The organism is Escherichia sp. 20412-1, assembly GCF_003027595.1.
In the GTDB taxonomy this organism is placed as follows: Bacteria; Pseudomonadota; Gammaproteobacteria; order Enterobacterales; family Enterobacteriaceae; genus Escherichia; species Escherichia marmotae.
This window is the reverse complement of record NZ_PYQM01000009.1, coordinates 1-16,827: the sequence shown is the minus strand read 5'-3', so window position 1 is coordinate 16,827 and position 16,827 is coordinate 1. Positions and strand designations below refer to the sequence as shown.

Below are 16,827 nucleotides of genomic sequence, written 5' to 3'. Positions count from 1 at the left end.
GCCGGAGGATGTCGCAACCTCCTCCGGCATCATTAACGTGGTCGGATCCCTTCAATAATGATCCGCTGCACGTTTTCAACCGTTTGATTGAAAAACACCTCATCGCGCAATGTCGCGCCCGTTACCGCCTCCACCTGGGGAGCGAAATCAGCGTAATGTTGGGTGGAAGCCCAAATCATAAAAATCAGATGCTGCGGGTCAATCGGCGCGAGTTTGCCGCTTTTGACCCAACCGGCAATCAGCGCCGATTTCTCATCAATTAACGCCTTCAGGTCGCCGGTCAGTTCATCCATCAACAGCGGCGCGCCAGCCAGCATCTCCATACAGAACAGGCGCGAAGCCTGCGGATAATCACGGGAAACTTCCAGCTTCAGCCGGATGTACTCTTTGATCGCCGCCAGCGGAGCGAAGTCTTCACGAAACGCCTTTAACGGTGCCAGCCAGATATCCAGAATTTGCCGCAGCACGGCAATATACAGTGCCTCTTTCGACGGGAAGTAATACAGCAGATTGGTTTTTGAAACGCCCGCCAACTCTGCAATTTGCTCCAGTCTTGTGCCGTGAAAACCGAATTGTGAAAAAGTGTCCAATGCCGCGCTAAGAATCGCTTTTTTCTTCGCGCTCACTGCGCGCGAACGTTTACCCGTTGTTTTCACTGCACCTTGCGTCATGCGCTCTCCCCTCTTGTCGATGGGCAACAGGATAGCAAAATCAGCACAATGCCTCGACCATCAACATTCGCAATATGAATGGAATAAGCGAGAAGGTATTAACGTGAGGATATAAAGGAGAACACCAGAACGAAAAAACCGCCGGGGTTTCCGGCGGTGGCGGCTAATGACGCGCGTCAGACAAAAACGCATTCGTCATTGATTAAGCCCGGCTATTTGTCGCTTTTGCCGTGACTGCTTTTACCACCTTTTTTTCCTGCTTCAGATGCGCGCTGCGGGTCATTTTTGAAATTCCCCCCGCTGTGCTGTCCACCTTTTTTACCTGCTTCTGATGCTCTTTCGCGGTCTTCTGCAAAATTGCCGGAACCGCCTCGATGGTTTGCCATTACTGACCTCCGTCATCATAGTGCCCAGGATTAACGCGGCGTATGGCGGATGCCATATTTTCGCTACGTGGGACTAAGCTTAGTGAACTGACGCGGGTAAGCCTGCGTTTGGTAATATCCTGCAACAGCTTCTTAGCGAGAATAGATATCATTTCTGATAATCAGCCATAAGCCGCTCTTATGATTAAAAAAACGCTATGAGATAAAAATGTATCATTTTGCGACAAAATTACAGGCTTGTGAAAGTTGTTATAAATCAAATAAGTGGTTGTGAAATTTGCACTCTGAAAAGGACGTCTTATCTTTAAATGAGTGGTAGCGAATCGCTACGGAATAGAGATAACACGAGGAGTGGTTAGAAATGGCTAAAGTTCTGGTGCTTTATTATTCCATGTACGGACATATTGAAACGATGGCGCGTGCAGTCGCAGAAGGCGCAAGCAAAGTCGATGGCGCAGAAGTTGTCGTTAAGCGTGTACCGGAAACCATGCAGCCGCAATTATTCGAAAAAGCAGGCGGTAAACCGCAAACTGCGCCCGTTGCAACCCCGCAAGAACTGGCCGATTACGACGCCATCATTTTTGGTACGCCGACCCGCTTTGGCAATATGTCAGGGCAGATGCGTACCTTCCTGGATCAGACTGGCGGCCTGTGGGCTTCCGGTGCGCTGTACGGCAAACTGGCGAGCGTCTTTAGCTCTACCGGAACTGGCAGCGGTCAGGAACAAACTATTACTTCCACCTGGACGACCCTTGCGCATCACGGCATGGTGATTGTCCCCATTGGCTACGCAGCGCAGGAATTATTTGACGTCTCGCAGGTTCGCGGCGGAACGCCTTACGGCGCTACCACCATTGCAGGCGGTGACGGTTCGCGCCAGCCCAGCCAGGAAGAGTTGTCTATCGCACGTTACCAGGGGGAATATGTTGCTGGTCTGGCAGTCAAACTTAATGGCTAATCTTCAACAGGAGGATACGCATGCCAACTCAAGAAGCGAAAGCCCATCACGTGGGTGAATGGGCATCTCTGCGCAATACGTCGCCGGAAATAGCCGAGGCCATTTTTGAAGTCGCCAGGTATGACGAAAAAATGGCGGAAAAAATTTGGGAAGAAGGTAGCGATGAAGTGTTAGTCAAAGCCTTTGCCAAAACCGATAAAGATTCGCTTTTTTGGGGCGAACAGACCATCGAACGTAAAAACGTTTAATCCACAATTCCCCCGCTTCTGGCGGGGGAGTTTTCAAATTGTTGACAAAGTGCGCTTTGTTCATGTCGGATGCGGCGTGAACGCCTTATCCAACCTACATGATCGTGCAAATTCGATATAGTGCAATTCTCAGGTAGGCCTGATAAGCGTAGCGCATCAGGCAATCTAACATTTGTCATCTGTCCCATACTCCCCCGCTTCTCGCGGGGGAGCTTTCTGTTATTTCACTGCCTCATTCAACACGCTATCAAACTTATCCATCGGGCAAAATCCGTTGGCATCTATCGGGCAGCCGGTAAGTTCCAGCGTCACGCGCTGAGCAGGTGCTTGCAGGGTTAAGGCGTCGGCATTACGCAACTGCTGCGAACTCTGGTACACATACTCGATTTTCATCAAATCACGATTGGCTTTGCTGTCATGCCAACGCTGGAAGACAATCTTGCCACCAATGGGCGTACGTTCATTCTGGTCATGCAGTTGATACGGTTTGAAATCCAGCGCAGTGAGTAGCGAGGCAATGTTAGAGTCGTGTCCTACCAACACCGTAATCTTCGGCGCACTGGCGCGATCGGTGACCAGGGCTTTGTCAATGTAGCTCACCAGCGGTTTCGCGACATTGCGCGCCACTTCCGGTGAAGTAAACAGGCTATCCTGGTAACCGTTTTTCAGTTTCGACAACACCTTCCACTGTTGATCTGATTTGATCTCTCCCCAGGCCACCTGATCCATCGGGAAACCTTCGTAGTATTGCAAAGTAAACGCATCCACCAGCGAGTTGCCCACCTTCAACGGCCCGGAAACGCCCGGCTCTTGTTGATATTTCGCGCTAAAAGTATTTTTGCCATCCACCAGTGAACACTGCTGTTTTTCTTTACAAGCCGGAGAATCTTTATAGTTAACGATTTTTTCCAGTAGCTGGTAGCTGTCGGTAAGCTGGAGTTTACTCAACTCTTTTTCCATTGCTGCCACTGCCTGCTCGCTGAATGCAGCGGAATCATCGGTGATTACCGGGTTAAAGGTTGGGTCCATCGTGCCCATTTTTTCCTGATGATGAACAGGAATATCACACCCCGGGAATGCGCCAGTAATAAAGAACTGCGCAGTGGCGACGGTACGTTGCAGGCTGTTCGCGTAGGCGTAAACGGTGTCCGGTGGCGGACATTCGCCCGATTTCACCATCCCCTGCTCTGCCAGCCATTCACGCATGTAATGGCCCATATACACTTCCAGCACGCCGCCTTTGGTGGTGAGTTGCCCTCCGGGGACATCCCATTGCGGCCATTTATTCGGCGTGGACTGCTCAAGCACGCTGCCATTATTTGCCAGCGGCGCACGTAAGTTATGACGGCTCATGAGTAGCACTTGCTGTAGCTGATAGCCTTCCGGCACTGTCTGTGCCTGAGCATTCGAAGAGAGTAAAACCATTCCAGCCACGGCCGCAGCTATTAGCGTTTTTTTCATTCCCATCACCTCTTTAGTTATCAATCAATTAAGAGTGTGACAGAAATATGGCATTTTTCCGGGAACCGGTTCGCAATTTAGCAGATGACGAGGCGGGAAACCGTCAGGCGATAACGGACAGTAGCTGCACTATCGCCTGGTTTGTATCGTTAAACTAATATCTGAAACAGCACGGCAAAAAGAATGATATTGGCAATGACAATGGCCCAACCGTTATAAAGCATATATTTCAGGTGAGTAGATTGTGCCAGCCCCATTTGGCCAAACATATCCGATGAAGGGAAAGGCCCAAACCAGTCCACTTGCGATGAAGCTAACAATACCGCCGTTGTACCCTGTGGCGGTACACCTGCAGCCATCAACATCGGGCCAAATATTTTGTGCGTAAAAGTCATCTGAGCCACTGCGGCACCAGGCACATGACCGATAATGTTAAAGGCAAAAATACAGAAGCAAAGCCATGCCGGAGATATCCCGGTTAACAGGGGTTGGGTATATTCGAGCAACCCCTGATACGCCTGTAGGCTATCCATAAGTTCCAGAATCGGGTTATACAGCCAGTAGAGCAGAAACATCCACACCAGCCTGCCACACCCTTTATACAGCGCCTGCAAGATCCCGGTTGGACTTAACCCTCCCACCAGCCCGGTGACCAGAGCCACCAACAACATAACGATAATGGCAAAACTAAAACCTGCTTTTATCACTACGCCAATAACCGCCATAACAATAATGGTTGCTGCAAATGCCAGGGCGCTGAGCTTGCGACGGCGATCGCGTGCGGGATCTTCTTCTTCCTGCGTTTTCTCTGAAAGATCGACGTCGTAATGCAATTTTCCTTCCGTCATCTTCTGAATTCGCCCGGCCATGATCCAGCCTGCGAATAACGTCACGGCGCTCATTGGTAACCCGACGTACATCAGATATTGCGGATAAGTCAGGCCGCCGAGTTGTAAAATCGTCACTGTGCTGGGGGTAAAAGGCCCGGTAAATAATCCCACTGACCCCGCCGTCATCATCAGTGCCGCCACCGTGGGAGGTGTAAGCCGTACTGCTGCTGCCACAGGAATAATCACCGCAACATTGCCACCCGCCATAGTGCCCAGCGCGCCACAGATGAGAATGGAAGAGATGACGATGCCAAATTTGACCCGTGTCTGGCTGGAAAGCCCGATCCGATGTACCACAAATTTGACCAGTTCAACGGCCGCTCCGGTACGTGTTGCCACTTCACCGACGCCTGCGCCAAGCATAATGATCAGTCCAACAGTGGCGATAAACTATCCTGTCGATTTTGCCAGCATGGTGCCCATTTCTGGTAAACCGGTGGAAGTCATTATCATCGCAATAATAATGGATGAAATAACCGCCAGAACAATATCGACGCCTATCAACGAGAGCACCGCTAACGCCACCAACGGTGTGAAACCCAGCAGTCCGAGTTCATTACCTGGACGCCCCTGACACCAGAACGCTGTCAATAAAAAAATAACCAACAGTAAGCCAATAATGACATTCTTTTTGGTGATATTTTGTCTGGTTAGCAAACCACCAGCGAGCATTGAGTCACTCATATAACTCCTTAACCCCATCGAATCGACCGTCAATATCAGCCGATGTATTTGGACAGCTCAGAAAATATCCCCCCTCGTTATTATTGTTGGCAAAATGCACTGAGGGTTTGTCCGGGTACTACAGGTATTATTCTGAGTTCGTAATTAACCCCTTTTAGGTGGGCAAATAACGCATTGTTACCAGAACAGGCGTTACAGATTAAATTTATGTTAACTTGGTGTTACCATGAAATGACTTTTTATCTATCGTCTATAACTCTGGGTTAACTCTTAATGAAACTGCGCCACCTGGAAATCTTCTATGCCGTGATGACATGCGGAACACTTTCACGTGCAGCGGAATCGCTGAATATTTCCCAACCGGCCGCCAGTAAAGCGTTAAAAAACGCTGAACAAAAACTCGGTTTTCAGCTCTTTCAGCGAGTTCGTGGCAAGCTTCTTCCAACCAGCGAAGCGATCACACTTTTTGAAAAAGCGCAGTCGATTTATCACGAACTCGATAACCTGCGACTGCTGGCCGATAACCTGACGCGAGATCCCCGAGCCAGAATAGCCCTGGGATGCCTGCCAAGCCTGGGATTAAGCCTGGTGCCCGAAATAGTCACTGCGTTTTACCAGCAGAATGCAAATCTGGTAATGACACTGACGACAGAGCACACTGAAACGTTGGTTAAAAAACTTGATCTGCGTGAGATTGATCTGGCCCTGACGCTACAGCCGATTCAACAGGGGGAGATTATGACGACACTGATAGCCGAAGTTCCGCTGGTTTATATCGACCGGGACTATCGCCAGGGCGCGGTAGAAATAGACAAGATTGACCAACAACGCTGGATTTCTCCTGGCCCACATTCCCTTTCCAATGCCATAGCCAAACGGCGTGATTTTTTGACAACGCGCCTGAATGTCCAGACCTATTACATGGCGACTGAATTTGTAAAACGAGGAATGGGATGCAGTATTACCGATATTTTCTCTGCCCGTCATAACCTCCCGGCAGAAACAATTCACCCCATCGAACCACCAATGAAAATTGATCTTTGTTTGCTACGTCGTGCCGACGTGTCACTTAGCCCCATTACACAAAAATTTGTTGATTTCCTCTGCCAGCAATTACGTCAGCAACTGCGAGCCATTAACCTTGAGTTATACCCTGAAAATAAAAAGTCAATTGCTCCTCAGGCCTAAATGTTTTGACATAACCCCAACGCATTTATTAGCGGTGGATATCTCAGGTGATGAAAAAACGCATTGTAGTTATTGGCGGCGGGGTCATTGGTCTGGCGACAGCATGGGTCCTGGTAAAACAGGGCCATCAGGTACAATTGTTAGAACGCAACAGCCAGGCAGGCGTCGCCACCAGTTTCGCTAACGGTGGGCAACTCAGTTATCGTTACGTTGCCCCTCTGGCGGATAAAGGCGTACCGATGCAGGGGCTTAAATGGATGGGGAAAAGTGACTCTCCACTGAATATGCGTTTGCGCATGTCATTAAGTCAGTGGCGCTGGTTGCTGGCGTTTTTACTGGCCTGCAATAACCGGACAAATAAACTCAATGGCGATCATATTTTACGCTTATCACTATTAAGTCGTCAGGTAATGGAAGCATGGTTGCTGGAGGATAATCTTGATGATTTCCACTGGCGCCGTTCTGGCAAACTGATTATTCATCGCCGCCAGCAAGATTTAGCCAAAGCGGCAAAAGGCATTAATCCGCATTTTCAACAGACTCTATTACGCGAAGAGTGCGTTCATCTTGAACCCGCACTAAAACATATTGGTAATTCCCTGTGCGGTGGTATTTATTCTCCCGGCGATGAAACGGCGGACTGCTATAAGTTCTGCCAGGCATTACTTGCCAAACTTAATGCCAGCGCGAATTTTTCGCTACAGACCGATTGTGAAGTTTTGCAGTTGAATAAAAAAGGTGAGCGCATAGTCTCCATTACCACCAGTACAGGAACGCTGATTGCTGATGATTATGTCGTTGCCGCCGGAAATGGCAGCACACATTTACTTACCGAAACCGGGATTCACGTACCGCTTTGCGGTCTGAAAGGTTACAGTCTGACACTCCCTTTCCCACAAAAAATGGGGATCGCACCGCAAATCAGTGTCACCGACTATGGTCATAAAATTGTCTATGCCCGACTCGGTGACCGGTTGCGTATCGCCGCCATGGTCGATATTGGCTATGACGGTAATGAACTGCGCCCTGAACGCATTGATGCCTTAAAACAGATCGTAGCCTCCAGTTTTCCGCAACTGCAAGGTATCGATGATGCCGAATTATGGACAGGTATGCGTCCATCCACTCCTGCGGGTCCGCCACTATTAGGACGGGCGAAGTATCAAAATCTCTGGATGAATCTTGGTCAGGGCAGTCTGGGCTTCACGCTGGCGGCAGGTAGTGCTGTGGTGTTAGGCGCTCTGCTGTCGGGCGAAGATCCTGCAATTTCACTTGATGGACTGACATGGAGCCAATCAGCTTGAATATCAAACGTAATAACCCACAGCCGCGTCTGGCCGCCAGCGTGGAATATAGCAACCTTGTTTTTCTCTCCGGCCAGACACCGAAAAGCAATACCCCAGACATCGCGCAACAAACGCGCGAAGTGCTGGAAAAAATCGACGAATTACTTGCAGCGGCTGGCAGTGATAAATTTCATATCTTATCCGCGCAGGTATGGATAAAAGATATCACCCGCGATTTTGCCGATTTCAACGACGTATGGGTTAGTTGGATACCAGAAGGATATAGCCCAGCCCGTGCTGCCGTACAAGCTGAGATGGCTCGCCCGGAGATTCTGGTTGAAGTGATGGTCACGGCAGTAAAAGCAAGATAAGTTCCCCGTTTTCAGCCCCCTGGCAACGTAGTCATGGGGCATCCATGAAGGGTAAACGCCCCCCTCTTTTACCTGCCAACATTCAGGCTGAAAATATCATTTTTAGTTATGTTTCGTCACAGACCTACGATTTTTTCTGATTTCCCCTACACTTAACACTGATACCTTGTCAGGGGTTTCCCTTTGTCTGTATTGATTTACGCGAGATAACGCTATGGAATTAAAGGATTATTACGCCATCATGGGCGTGAAACCGACGGACGATCTCAAGACAATCAAGACCGCCTATCGTCGACTGGCCCGCAAATACCATCCTGATGTCAGCAAAGAACCCGATGCCGAAGCCCGCTTCAAAGAGGTCGCTGAAGCCTGGGAAGTATTGAGTGATGAACAACGTCGCGCTGAATATGATCAGATGTGGCAACATCGCAACGATCCGCAATTTAACCGTCAGTTCCAGCATGGTGACGGCCAGAGTTTCAACGCCGAAGATTTTGACGATATCTTCTCATCAATTTTCGGTCAGCATGCCCGTCAGAGGCGCCAGCGCCCGGCCACACGTGGCCACGACATTGAAATCGAAGTGGCGGTATTCCTTGAAGAAACGCTTACTGAGCATAAACGTACCATCAGCTATAACCTGCCGGTTTATAACGCCTTTGGCATGATCGAACAGGAAATCCCGAAAACGCTGAATGTGAAGATCCCGGCGGGTGTCGGCAATGGTCAACGTATCCGCCTGAAAGGCCAGGGGACGCCGGGCGAAAACGGCGGTCCGAATGGCGATCTGTGGCTGGTGATTCATATTGCGCCACATCCGTTGTTTGATATTGTCGGTCAGGATCTGGAAATTGTGGTGCCGGTTAGTCCGTGGGAAGCGGCACTGGGAGCTAAAGTCACCGTTCCAACACTGAAAGAAAGCATTTTGCTGACCATCCCACCAGGCAGTCAGGCCGGACAACGATTGCGCGTTAAAGGTAAAGGTCTGGTCGGTAAAAAACAGACCGGCGACCTGTATGCGGTGCTGAAAATCGTCATGCCGCCGAAACCTGATGAAAACACTGCTGCGCTGTGGCAACAACTGGCAGACGCCCAGTCGTCTTTTGATCCACGTAAAGATTGGGGGAAAGCATAATGGCTAACGTTACGGTGACTTTTACCATTACTGAATTTTGCCTGCATACCGGCATTTCTGAAGAGGAGTTGAATGAAATTGTCGGTTTAGGCGTAGTTGAACCGCGTGAGATTCAGGAAACGACCTGGGTGTTTGACGACCATGCCGCCATTGTGGTGCAACGCGCGGTACGTCTGCGTCAGGAACTGGCGCTTGACTGGCCGGGGATCGCGGTGGCGCTAACGTTAATGGATGATATCGCACATCTGAAACAGGAAAACCGCCTGCTGCGCCAACGGCTTTCCCGGTTTGTGGCTCATCCGTGAGTTTGTTGCCTGATGCGACGCTTAACGCGTCTTATCAGGCCTACAAAGATCACTGTCCCGTAGGCCGGATAAGGCGTTCACGCCGCATCCGGCGGCTGTGCCATAATGCCTGATGCGACGCTTAACGCGTCTTACCAGACCTACAAAGATCACTGTTCCGTAGGCCGGATAAGGCGTTCACGCCGCATCCGGCGGCTGTGCCATAATGCTTGATGCGACGCTTAACGCGTCTTATCAGGCCTACAAAGATCACTGTCCCGTAGGCCGGATAAGGCGTTCACGCCGCATCCGGCGGCTGTGCCATAATGCCTGATGCGACGCTTAACGCGTCATATCAGGCCTACAAAGATCACTGTTCCGTAGGTCGGATAAGGCGTTCACGCCGCATCCGGCGGCTGTGCCATAATGCCTGATGCGACGCTTAACGCGTCTTACCAGGCCTACAAACGGCATTATCTGTTTTGGTTGTCGCACTCCACCAGCACCAGCAATAACTGGCTTAGTGTCGCGTAAAAACCAAAGCTGTCATACTGACGGCAACGCGTTACAAATTCCGGTAGCCATGATCGCAGCGCCGCCAGCGTTTTTTGCCGTAAGCTGTTGATTTTTTGTGTGGTAACTTTCCCTTCCCCCAGTGAAAAATGCAGATAGCTCAACAACTCAAGATAAATCGCCAGATGATCTGCCGGTTCGTTGAAGTTGCTACTGGTTTCCATGCCCGCCTCAACCAACAAGTGTTTAATCTCTTGCTCGTCCTGTTTGTAGGCCGATGCATACGGCAGCGCCGCTTGCTTGTCGGTCATCAGAAACAGGCCGCAAAAATCAGCGGCCAGTTCCAGACGGGCGTCGTTACGTACCACCAGGGCAGCAATGCTTTTCTCCAGCTCGTCCACCGCCGCAGCCAGCGGCGGTTCGCTTTTCAGCAAAGAAAACCATTCAGCCATCTCCGCACTGGCGATTTGCGTCAGTTGTTCATCGTCCAGTTCACGGGAAAACAACTGTGCCAGCCAGGCGTAGACGCAGGCAGTCTGTTGTGCCGTCAAGGAAGTCATGATTTCACCTGCGACGCCGGAACATATTCGCACTGCGCCACCATTTCGATGGGGCCGCTAAACGCCGTCACCTGATCCACTGTGCTTGTGTATTTTTCGATTTCCACCAGTGTGGTATGCGCACTGGTCGCCTGCGCCAACTGCGAGGTGCCGATGTCAATGGTCAACACATTGGGGTTACCGTATTTGCACAGCGCCCCTGGCTCGCCGTCTTTATCCGGATCGTACCATGCCCCTTCGTGAATTCGCGTCACACCGGGTGCATAACGGTCAGAAACGACTGCCCCTGCTAACACCTGACCGCGATCGTTAAAGACGCGTACCACATCACCGTGACGAATGCCGCGCGCACTGGCATCCTGCGGGCTAATAAAGACAGGCTCTTTACCCGCCACCGTATACTGCTGACGCAGAGTTTCCGACTCACATAACTGCGAGTGAAGTCGAAAATCCGGATGCACAGATTGCAAATGCAACGGATATTTCTGCGAGCCTGGCCCACCGTGGGAGCGTTCGATTTTCTCAAACCACATCGGATGCCCCTGACAATCGTCATAGTTCATGTCAGCGATGGTTTTCGAATAGATCTCAATCAGGCCGCTCGGCGTCCCCAGCGGTTCGAGATCCGGATCTTCACGGAATGCCTGGTGGCGAACAAACATCTGCGGGTGGTCAAACTCGACGTACTCTTTGTTATTCCAGAAGTCATCAAACGCTGGTAGATGAACGCCGCGTCCTTTGCCCTGTTGTACACCTTCCTGCCAGATGCGTTTCAGCCAGCCCATTTCATCCAGCCCTTCAGTAAAGGCTTCTTCACGATTAAAGCGACGGCACAGCTCGCGGAAAATATCAAAGTCGTTGCGCGCCTCAAACTGTGGCGGCACCACCTGTTTCATAGCGATAATTCCACGGTTGGAGTGGTTGCCGTACTGGTCGAGATCGTTACGCTCAAACTGCGTGGTCGCAGGTAGCACGATATCGGCAAAACGGCAGGTTGAGGTCCACTGATTATCTATGGCGATAACCGTTTCCAGCTTACGCCAGCCTTCGATAATACGGTTGATCTGCTGATGACGATGGAATGGATTAGTTCCGGCAAAAATACACATTTTCAGCGGCGGCAGTTTTACCGATTTACCGTTCCAGTTGATCACTTTCCCTGGTTCGAGGATCGCATCGACAAAACGGGCAATCGGAATGGTGCTGCTATAACCTTTGTAGTCGCTGTTGTCGTGAACAGGCGGAATCGACGTTGAACCGGAGAAACCGCTCAGAATAACGCCTTTACGCCCCGGCGTACCTGCGCCGTTATAGTGCCAGCCAAAACCAAAGCCACCGCCCGGCAGGCCAATTTGTCCCAGCATCGCTGCCAGAACCACAACCATCCACGCCCACTGTTCACCGTGCTGCATACGCTGTACACACCAGCCAGCAATGATCTGTGTTCTGTTCGCCGCCATCTGCCGTGCCAGCGCACGAATTGTTTCGGCATCAATACCAGTCAGTTTTTCAGCCCATACGGCATCTTTCGGCTGACCGTCTTTCTCGCCCAGCAGATACGGCAGGAACTGCTCAAAGCCCACGCAGTAGTTGGTGAGGAAGTTTTTGTCGTACAGATTTTCGCTGTACAGCGTATACGCCAGCGCCAATTGCAGCGGCACATCAGTTTGCGGGTTAATCGCAATGTGCTTCACATGCTCACGCCCCAAATACTCGTGAGTTGACGTCACGATCGGATCGATGCTGATGACTTCAATTTCACCAGCAGCAACTTTCGCTTTTAGCTGCTCGTAATATTCATAAACGTCATGATCCGGGCACCACCAGTTCGCCTGCTGGTTTTTCAGCAAATCGGAGCCCCACAGCACAATGGTTTTGCTGTTCTGCAATACCAGCGGCCAGGAGGTTTGCTGTTCATACACTTCCATCGAACCAACCACACGCGGCAGGATCACCTGCGCAGCACCGGTAGAATAGTCACCACCTGTACCGACACTATTGCCATGCAGTGCAATGGCTTTCGCCAACATACCGGAAGCATTGTGGAACATCCCCGTCGATTGCCAACCGCTGGCAGTCAACAGGGCGCTCGGACCGTGCGTTTTCTGCACACGTTCCAGCTCTTCATAGAACATGTCGAGGGCTTCATCCCAGCTCACGCGCACGAAGCGGTTATCGCCACGCTGGGATGTGTCGCTCAGATGGCGCTTACGTAGCCAGTCCACGCGTACCATCGGGTAACGAATACGCGCCGCGTTGTGTACGTGATCCGGCAATCCGGCGATCATTTTCGACGGATATTTATCCAGTTCGAACGGTTTTGCCGCCACAAAGCGACCATCCTTCACCGTCGCGCGGATAGCCCCCCAGTGCGACCCGGTCAGAATGCCCTCTTTCGAGGTGACCGCCTCAGTAGCCGCTTGCGCCGCATTCACACGGCGCGGCGTTAACAGTGACGGCCCCAGCATCCCGGCGATAGTTAAGCCGCCGAGTTGCGCCAGAAAACGCCGACGTGATGCCTGAAAGAGATCGTTATTCTTCATTATTTTTCTTCCTTCTTATCGCCGTGAACCTTGCCTGCAGTGTCGGACGCATTCATTTGCAGATATTTCAGCAAGGTGCGTTCTTCACGTTTATCGAGGCTGGTAAAGCCAATCATGCCGTTGAGCGTGCCAATCCAACCGTTAGCGTCAAAGTGGGAGATTTCCGGTGCGCCGTGGCACTGATTACAGGTGCCGTTGTACAGCGAATCCGCATAAGCCCAGATTGGTTTGATGTTGTTCACCATGTCGCCTTTCTTCATCCACGCAGTGGCCTGCAACTTGCTCCACTCGGTATTGGTATCGGTCACGGTGGTTTTCTCCAGCGTTTTCACCTGCTGCTGAACATCACCACGAATCGAGGCAACAAAGATGCGTTTGCCTGGGAACTGGGTGAGTACACGCTGACGTCCGGCACTTTCCGTCCAGCCGGTAATTTCAATTTGCAGCCAGTCGCCGTCACGTTTAAGGACTTTCACTTCTGAGGCAGGCAGCAGAGAACCAGACGCCTCTTTATCGCCTTTCGCCGCATAAATCGGCTTGATATCAATGGAGTACAGCGTGTCACCACTGTCATCAGCACTGGCGCGCAGCTCGTCGAACTGCTTACGGAAACCGCTACTCATATCCGGCAACTGGTGGGCAATACCTTTATGACAGTCGATGCAGGATTGGTTATCTTTCGCTGCCACCTTCATCTGACGCGCCGCTTCCGGATGCTGCTTCGCATGATCCATCGCATCGTAGTTATGACAGGAACGGCAGGTTGCCGAGTTGTTTTCTTTCATTCGCGCCCATTCACGCTCGGCAAGTTCCGCTCGTTTGGCTTCGAATTTCTCAGGTGTATCAATGGAGTGGGCAATAAAGGTTTGGTAAATGTCGTTGCTCGCTTCCAGTTTACGCTTCACCATGCCCGGAATATCCGGCGGAATATGGCAGTCATGGCATTCGGCACGCACGCCAGAGGCGTTCTGGAAATGCACCGAGTGTTTATATTCTTCATACACCGGTTGCATACTGTGGCAACTGACACAAAATTCGGTTGTGCTGGTGACTTTAATCCCAACGTGAGGCAACACAATCAGCGCGACGCCAATCACAATCCCAATAGCGACCAGCGCCAGCACCGACCAACGAGCACTGGGTCGGCGTAGCGCATTCCAGAGTTTCCGCATAATAGCCCCTGTAAAATTAAGGTTTAGTGAAGTGATCTTAATGAGCAAATATGAACAGCGGCACTGGTCAGGATGAACGGCTTACGGCAAAATATGAACAGATATGAACAGAATGAGTAATCCCCCCTGATGCCACATCATATTGTTATTGTTGAAGATGAGCCGATTACCCAGGCACGCTTACAAACCTACTTTACCCAAGAGGGGTATACCGTTTCCGTTACGGCGAGCGGTGCCGGGCTGCGGGAAATTATGCAGAATCAGCCGGTCGATTTAATTCTGTTGGATATTAATTTACCTGATGAAAATGGCCTGATGTTAACCCGCGCGTTGCGGGAACGTTCGACGGTAGGCATTATTCTGGTTACCGGACGCAGCGATCAGATTGACCGCATTGTCGGGCTGGAGATGGGCGCGGACGATTACGTAACCAAGCCGCTGGAATTGCGCGAACTGGTGGTGCGGGTGAAAAATCTGCTCTGGCGCATCGACCTCGCGCGGCAGGTGCAACCACTTACTCAGGACAACTGTTATTGCTTTGCTGGTTATTGCCTAAATGTGTCGCGCCATACGCTGGAGCTGGATGGCGAGCCGATTAAACTGACCCGCGCAGAGTATGAAATGTTGGTGGCGTTTGTGACCAATCCCGGCAAAATTCTCAGTCGCGAACGTCTGCTGCGTATGCTCTCTGCCCGTCGGGTGGAAAACCCCGACCTGCGTACCGTCGATGTGTTAATTCGTCGTTTACGCCATAAACTCAGCGCGGATTTACTGGTGACTCAACATGGCGAGGGCTATTTCCTAGCCGCTGATGTGTGCTGATAAAAATAGACCGGACGAAATCCTCCTGGCGACAGCGAGCGGCGAATATGTTTACGGTCGGCATTTTTCGGCGTCAGGATTAAAATCGGTGGGCTGATATTATCAGACACCGATTGTCCCTGTAATTGTCTGATAGCCTGCTCAACAGCCAGTTCCCCCTGCCAGACCATTTGATCGCTGGCAGCCATAATCACTCTTCCCCGCTTCAGGCCACGATAAACCTGGTGTGAAAGATAAAATGACACTACGGTGAGCGGCGTTTTCAGGTTGCGCCCTTCGCCCATCGCCGCCTCTGCGGCAATGGCCGTTCCGGCAACAACGTCGATTTCTGGATGACGCTCCAGCATCTCCTGCAACAGGTTACGCTGGATTTCAATATCGTTATCTCCGAGCGCAATATCAACAATACGCACCGGGCTTCCGGCAATGGCTGCGCGGAACCCCGCTACCATCTCCTTACTACCCCCGGCGTTGTCCGGGCCGGGCATCAACAATACATTGAGAGGTTTTCCGTTGCTCCATTGCACCAGATACCGCCCCGGCTGATAGCCCATCTGAAACCAGGGCACGCCAACGCGGCTTGTTACCTGTGAGTCGTCAATGGCATTCACCAGCTCGATCACTGGCAGACTTTCTACCTGCTTTTGCAATTCGGGAAATGACGTCGTGCTGCTACCGAGCAAAATCGCTTCTGCGCCCCATTGTTTACACTGCTCAATTTGCGCCTGCTGAGTAGCCAACTGACCGTAGCCACCGGCCTCCAGCACTTTTAAATCCACACCATAGCGGCGGGCTGCTTTCTGCATACCATAGTTCAACGATAACCAGTATGAATCCTTCAGACTGGGATAGAGCGCACACAATTTCCACGAGCGTTTGACTTCGGCGGGCTGCTTTCTGCATACCATAGTTCAACGATAACCAGTATGAATCCTTCAGACTGGGATAGAGCGCACACAATTTCCACGAGCGTTTGACTTTAAGTGATGTAACAGGCTGCTCCGTAAAATGTTGCGCATAATGCCAGCGCAACAGGTTATCGCCCGCAAAAACGGGTAACACGAAAAAGGGAAGAAGTAACAAAAGCAGTATGCGCATGATAGCCTCATCAATAATAAGGCTTTATGCTAGATGCATTCCACTTTGCGACTCAACCTTTTTCACCTAAAGGATGATAAAATCATATAAATTATTTAAAAATCATACGGTTACATGTATCTATGGTTAAATAATAGACTACAAAACGCGACAAAACACTACATTTAGAGTCACTATTAATCAATGAGTTAGATGTGATTAGTGACCTGAGACAGAGTATTAGCGCAAGGTGATTTTTCGTCTTCTTGCGCTAATTTTTTGTTGAACACCGCCACACCAAGAAGGAGACTCCCCGCCCTGTTGGGCGATGCTTCCCACTCATCAGTCCGCGACAGTCCGCCTAATTCCCGCATAGTTTTACCAACTCAACTAAAGCGGGGGAGCGTATCAGGGCATATACAGTACAGCAACTAACGTTGAATAATAAACTTGGCGTAGTCTTCTGCTTCTTGCCAGTAGTTTAAGGGCTTTCACTATCCAGTCTCCTCCGCTAAAATTGAGCACGGAAGACCTCCATATTAGAACTTGCAATTCTCAAAAGCTAAAAGCCCGACTGT

Annotated in this window: 14 protein-coding genes and 2 pseudogenes; 8 read left to right on the top strand and 8 right to left on the bottom strand. The window is 50.8% G+C overall.

Features of this window, described 5'->3' with window-relative positions; translation table 11 throughout:
- Positions 1-32 precede the first annotated feature (32 nt).
- Complete coding sequence (gene rutR / locus C7B16_RS08675; RefSeq protein ID WP_000191701.1) at positions 33-671, bottom strand: HTH-type transcriptional regulator RutR; 639 nt, start codon at positions 669-671, stop codon at positions 33-35.
- A gap of 212 nt (positions 672-883) precedes the next feature.
- The gene (locus tag C7B16_RS08670; protein ID WP_001273657.1) at positions 884-1,057 is read right to left on the bottom strand and encodes a general stress protein; all 174 of its coding nucleotides are present in this window, start codon (positions 1,055-1,057) and stop codon (positions 884-886) included.
- Between the two features lie 361 nt (positions 1,058-1,418).
- On the opposite strand from C7B16_RS08670, the gene wrbA reads away from it, so the two are divergent.
- Together wrbA and C7B16_RS08655 are read left to right on the top strand one after the other, a co-directional pair.
- Complete coding sequence (gene wrbA, locus C7B16_RS08660; RefSeq protein WP_107179580.1) at positions 1,419-2,015, top strand: NAD(P)H:quinone oxidoreductase; 597 nt, start codon at positions 1,419-1,421, stop codon at positions 2,013-2,015.
- Positions 2,016-2,035: 20 nt separating this feature from the next.
- The gene (locus C7B16_RS08655; protein ID WP_107179579.1) at positions 2,036-2,263 is read left to right on the top strand and encodes a YccJ family protein; all 228 of its coding nucleotides are present in this window, start codon (positions 2,036-2,038) and stop codon (positions 2,261-2,263) included.
- Positions 2,264-2,482: 219 nt separating this feature from the next.
- On the opposite strand, the gene agp is transcribed toward C7B16_RS08655, so the two are convergent.
- Entirely contained in the window at positions 2,483-3,724 is a 1,242-nt protein-coding gene (agp, locus tag C7B16_RS08650) for a bifunctional glucose-1-phosphatase/inositol phosphatase (protein WP_001516155.1), read from the bottom strand.
- A gap of 149 nt (positions 3,725-3,873) precedes the next feature.
- A pseudogene (locus C7B16_RS08645) lies at positions 3,874-5,298 on the bottom strand (gluconate:proton symporter).
- A 273-nt stretch (positions 5,299-5,571) separates the two neighbouring features.
- Here C7B16_RS08645 and C7B16_RS08640 point away from each other — a divergent pair.
- The 5 genes from C7B16_RS08640 to cbpM all read left to right on the top strand — a co-directional run bounded on the left by C7B16_RS08640 (position 5,572) and on the right by cbpM (position 9,583).
- Positions 5,572-6,486 (top strand): LysR family transcriptional regulator, encoded by a 915-nt coding sequence (locus C7B16_RS08640; protein ID WP_000776564.1) that lies wholly within the window; start codon positions 5,572-5,574, stop codon positions 6,484-6,486.
- A gap of 50 nt (positions 6,487-6,536) precedes the next feature.
- Positions 6,537-7,790, top strand: coding sequence for a D-amino acid dehydrogenase (locus C7B16_RS08635; protein WP_001516153.1), 1,254 nt, complete (start codon positions 6,537-6,539; stop codon positions 7,788-7,790).
- Positions 7,787-8,143, top strand: a complete 357-nt coding sequence (locus C7B16_RS08630) for a RidA family protein (RefSeq protein WP_024191856.1) — start codon at positions 7,787-7,789, stop codon at positions 8,141-8,143. Before C7B16_RS08635 ends, C7B16_RS08630 begins: the two co-directional genes overlap by 4 nt.
- A 214-nt stretch (positions 8,144-8,357) precedes the next feature.
- A complete protein-coding gene (gene cbpA, locus C7B16_RS08625; protein ID WP_107179578.1) occupies positions 8,358-9,278 on the top strand; it encodes a curved DNA-binding protein in 921 nt (306 codons plus the stop codon).
- Positions 9,278-9,583, top strand: a complete 306-nt coding sequence (gene cbpM / locus C7B16_RS08620; RefSeq protein WP_000024563.1) for a chaperone modulator CbpM — start codon at positions 9,278-9,280, stop codon at positions 9,581-9,583. Before cbpA ends, cbpM begins: the two co-directional genes overlap by 1 nt.
- 452 nt (positions 9,584-10,035) lie before the next feature.
- On the opposite strand, the gene torD is transcribed toward cbpM, so the two are convergent.
- Genes torD through torC form a run of 3 tightly spaced genes read right to left on the bottom strand, consistent with a single transcriptional unit; the run spans position 10,036 to position 14,350 of the window.
- Entirely contained in the window at positions 10,036-10,635 is a 600-nt protein-coding gene (torD, locus tag C7B16_RS08615) for a molecular chaperone TorD (RefSeq protein WP_016248573.1), read from the bottom strand.
- On the bottom strand, positions 10,632-13,178 hold the full coding sequence (gene torA, locus C7B16_RS08610) for a trimethylamine-N-oxide reductase TorA (protein ID WP_016248572.1): 2,547 nt from the start codon (positions 13,176-13,178) through the stop codon (positions 10,632-10,634). The genes torD and torA overlap by 4 nt, the downstream gene beginning before the upstream one ends.
- Positions 13,178-14,350: a pentaheme c-type cytochrome TorC gene (gene torC, locus C7B16_RS08605; RefSeq protein WP_107179577.1), complete on the bottom strand. Its 1,173-nt coding sequence runs from the start codon at positions 14,348-14,350 to the stop codon at positions 13,178-13,180. Before torC ends, torA begins: the two co-directional genes overlap by 1 nt.
- 129 nt (positions 14,351-14,479) lie before the next feature.
- On the opposite strand from torC, the gene torR reads away from it, so the two are divergent.
- On the top strand, positions 14,480-15,172 hold the full coding sequence (gene torR, locus C7B16_RS08600; RefSeq protein ID WP_001120100.1) for a two-component system response regulator TorR: 693 nt from the start codon (positions 14,480-14,482) through the stop codon (positions 15,170-15,172).
- Here the strand turns inward: torR and torT are convergent.
- Positions 15,145-16,270, bottom strand: a pseudogene (torT, locus tag C7B16_RS08595) (TMAO reductase system periplasmic protein TorT). The gene torR and the pseudogene torT sit on opposite strands and share 28 nt — an antisense overlap.
- Between the last annotated feature and the right edge of the window lie 557 nt (positions 16,271-16,827).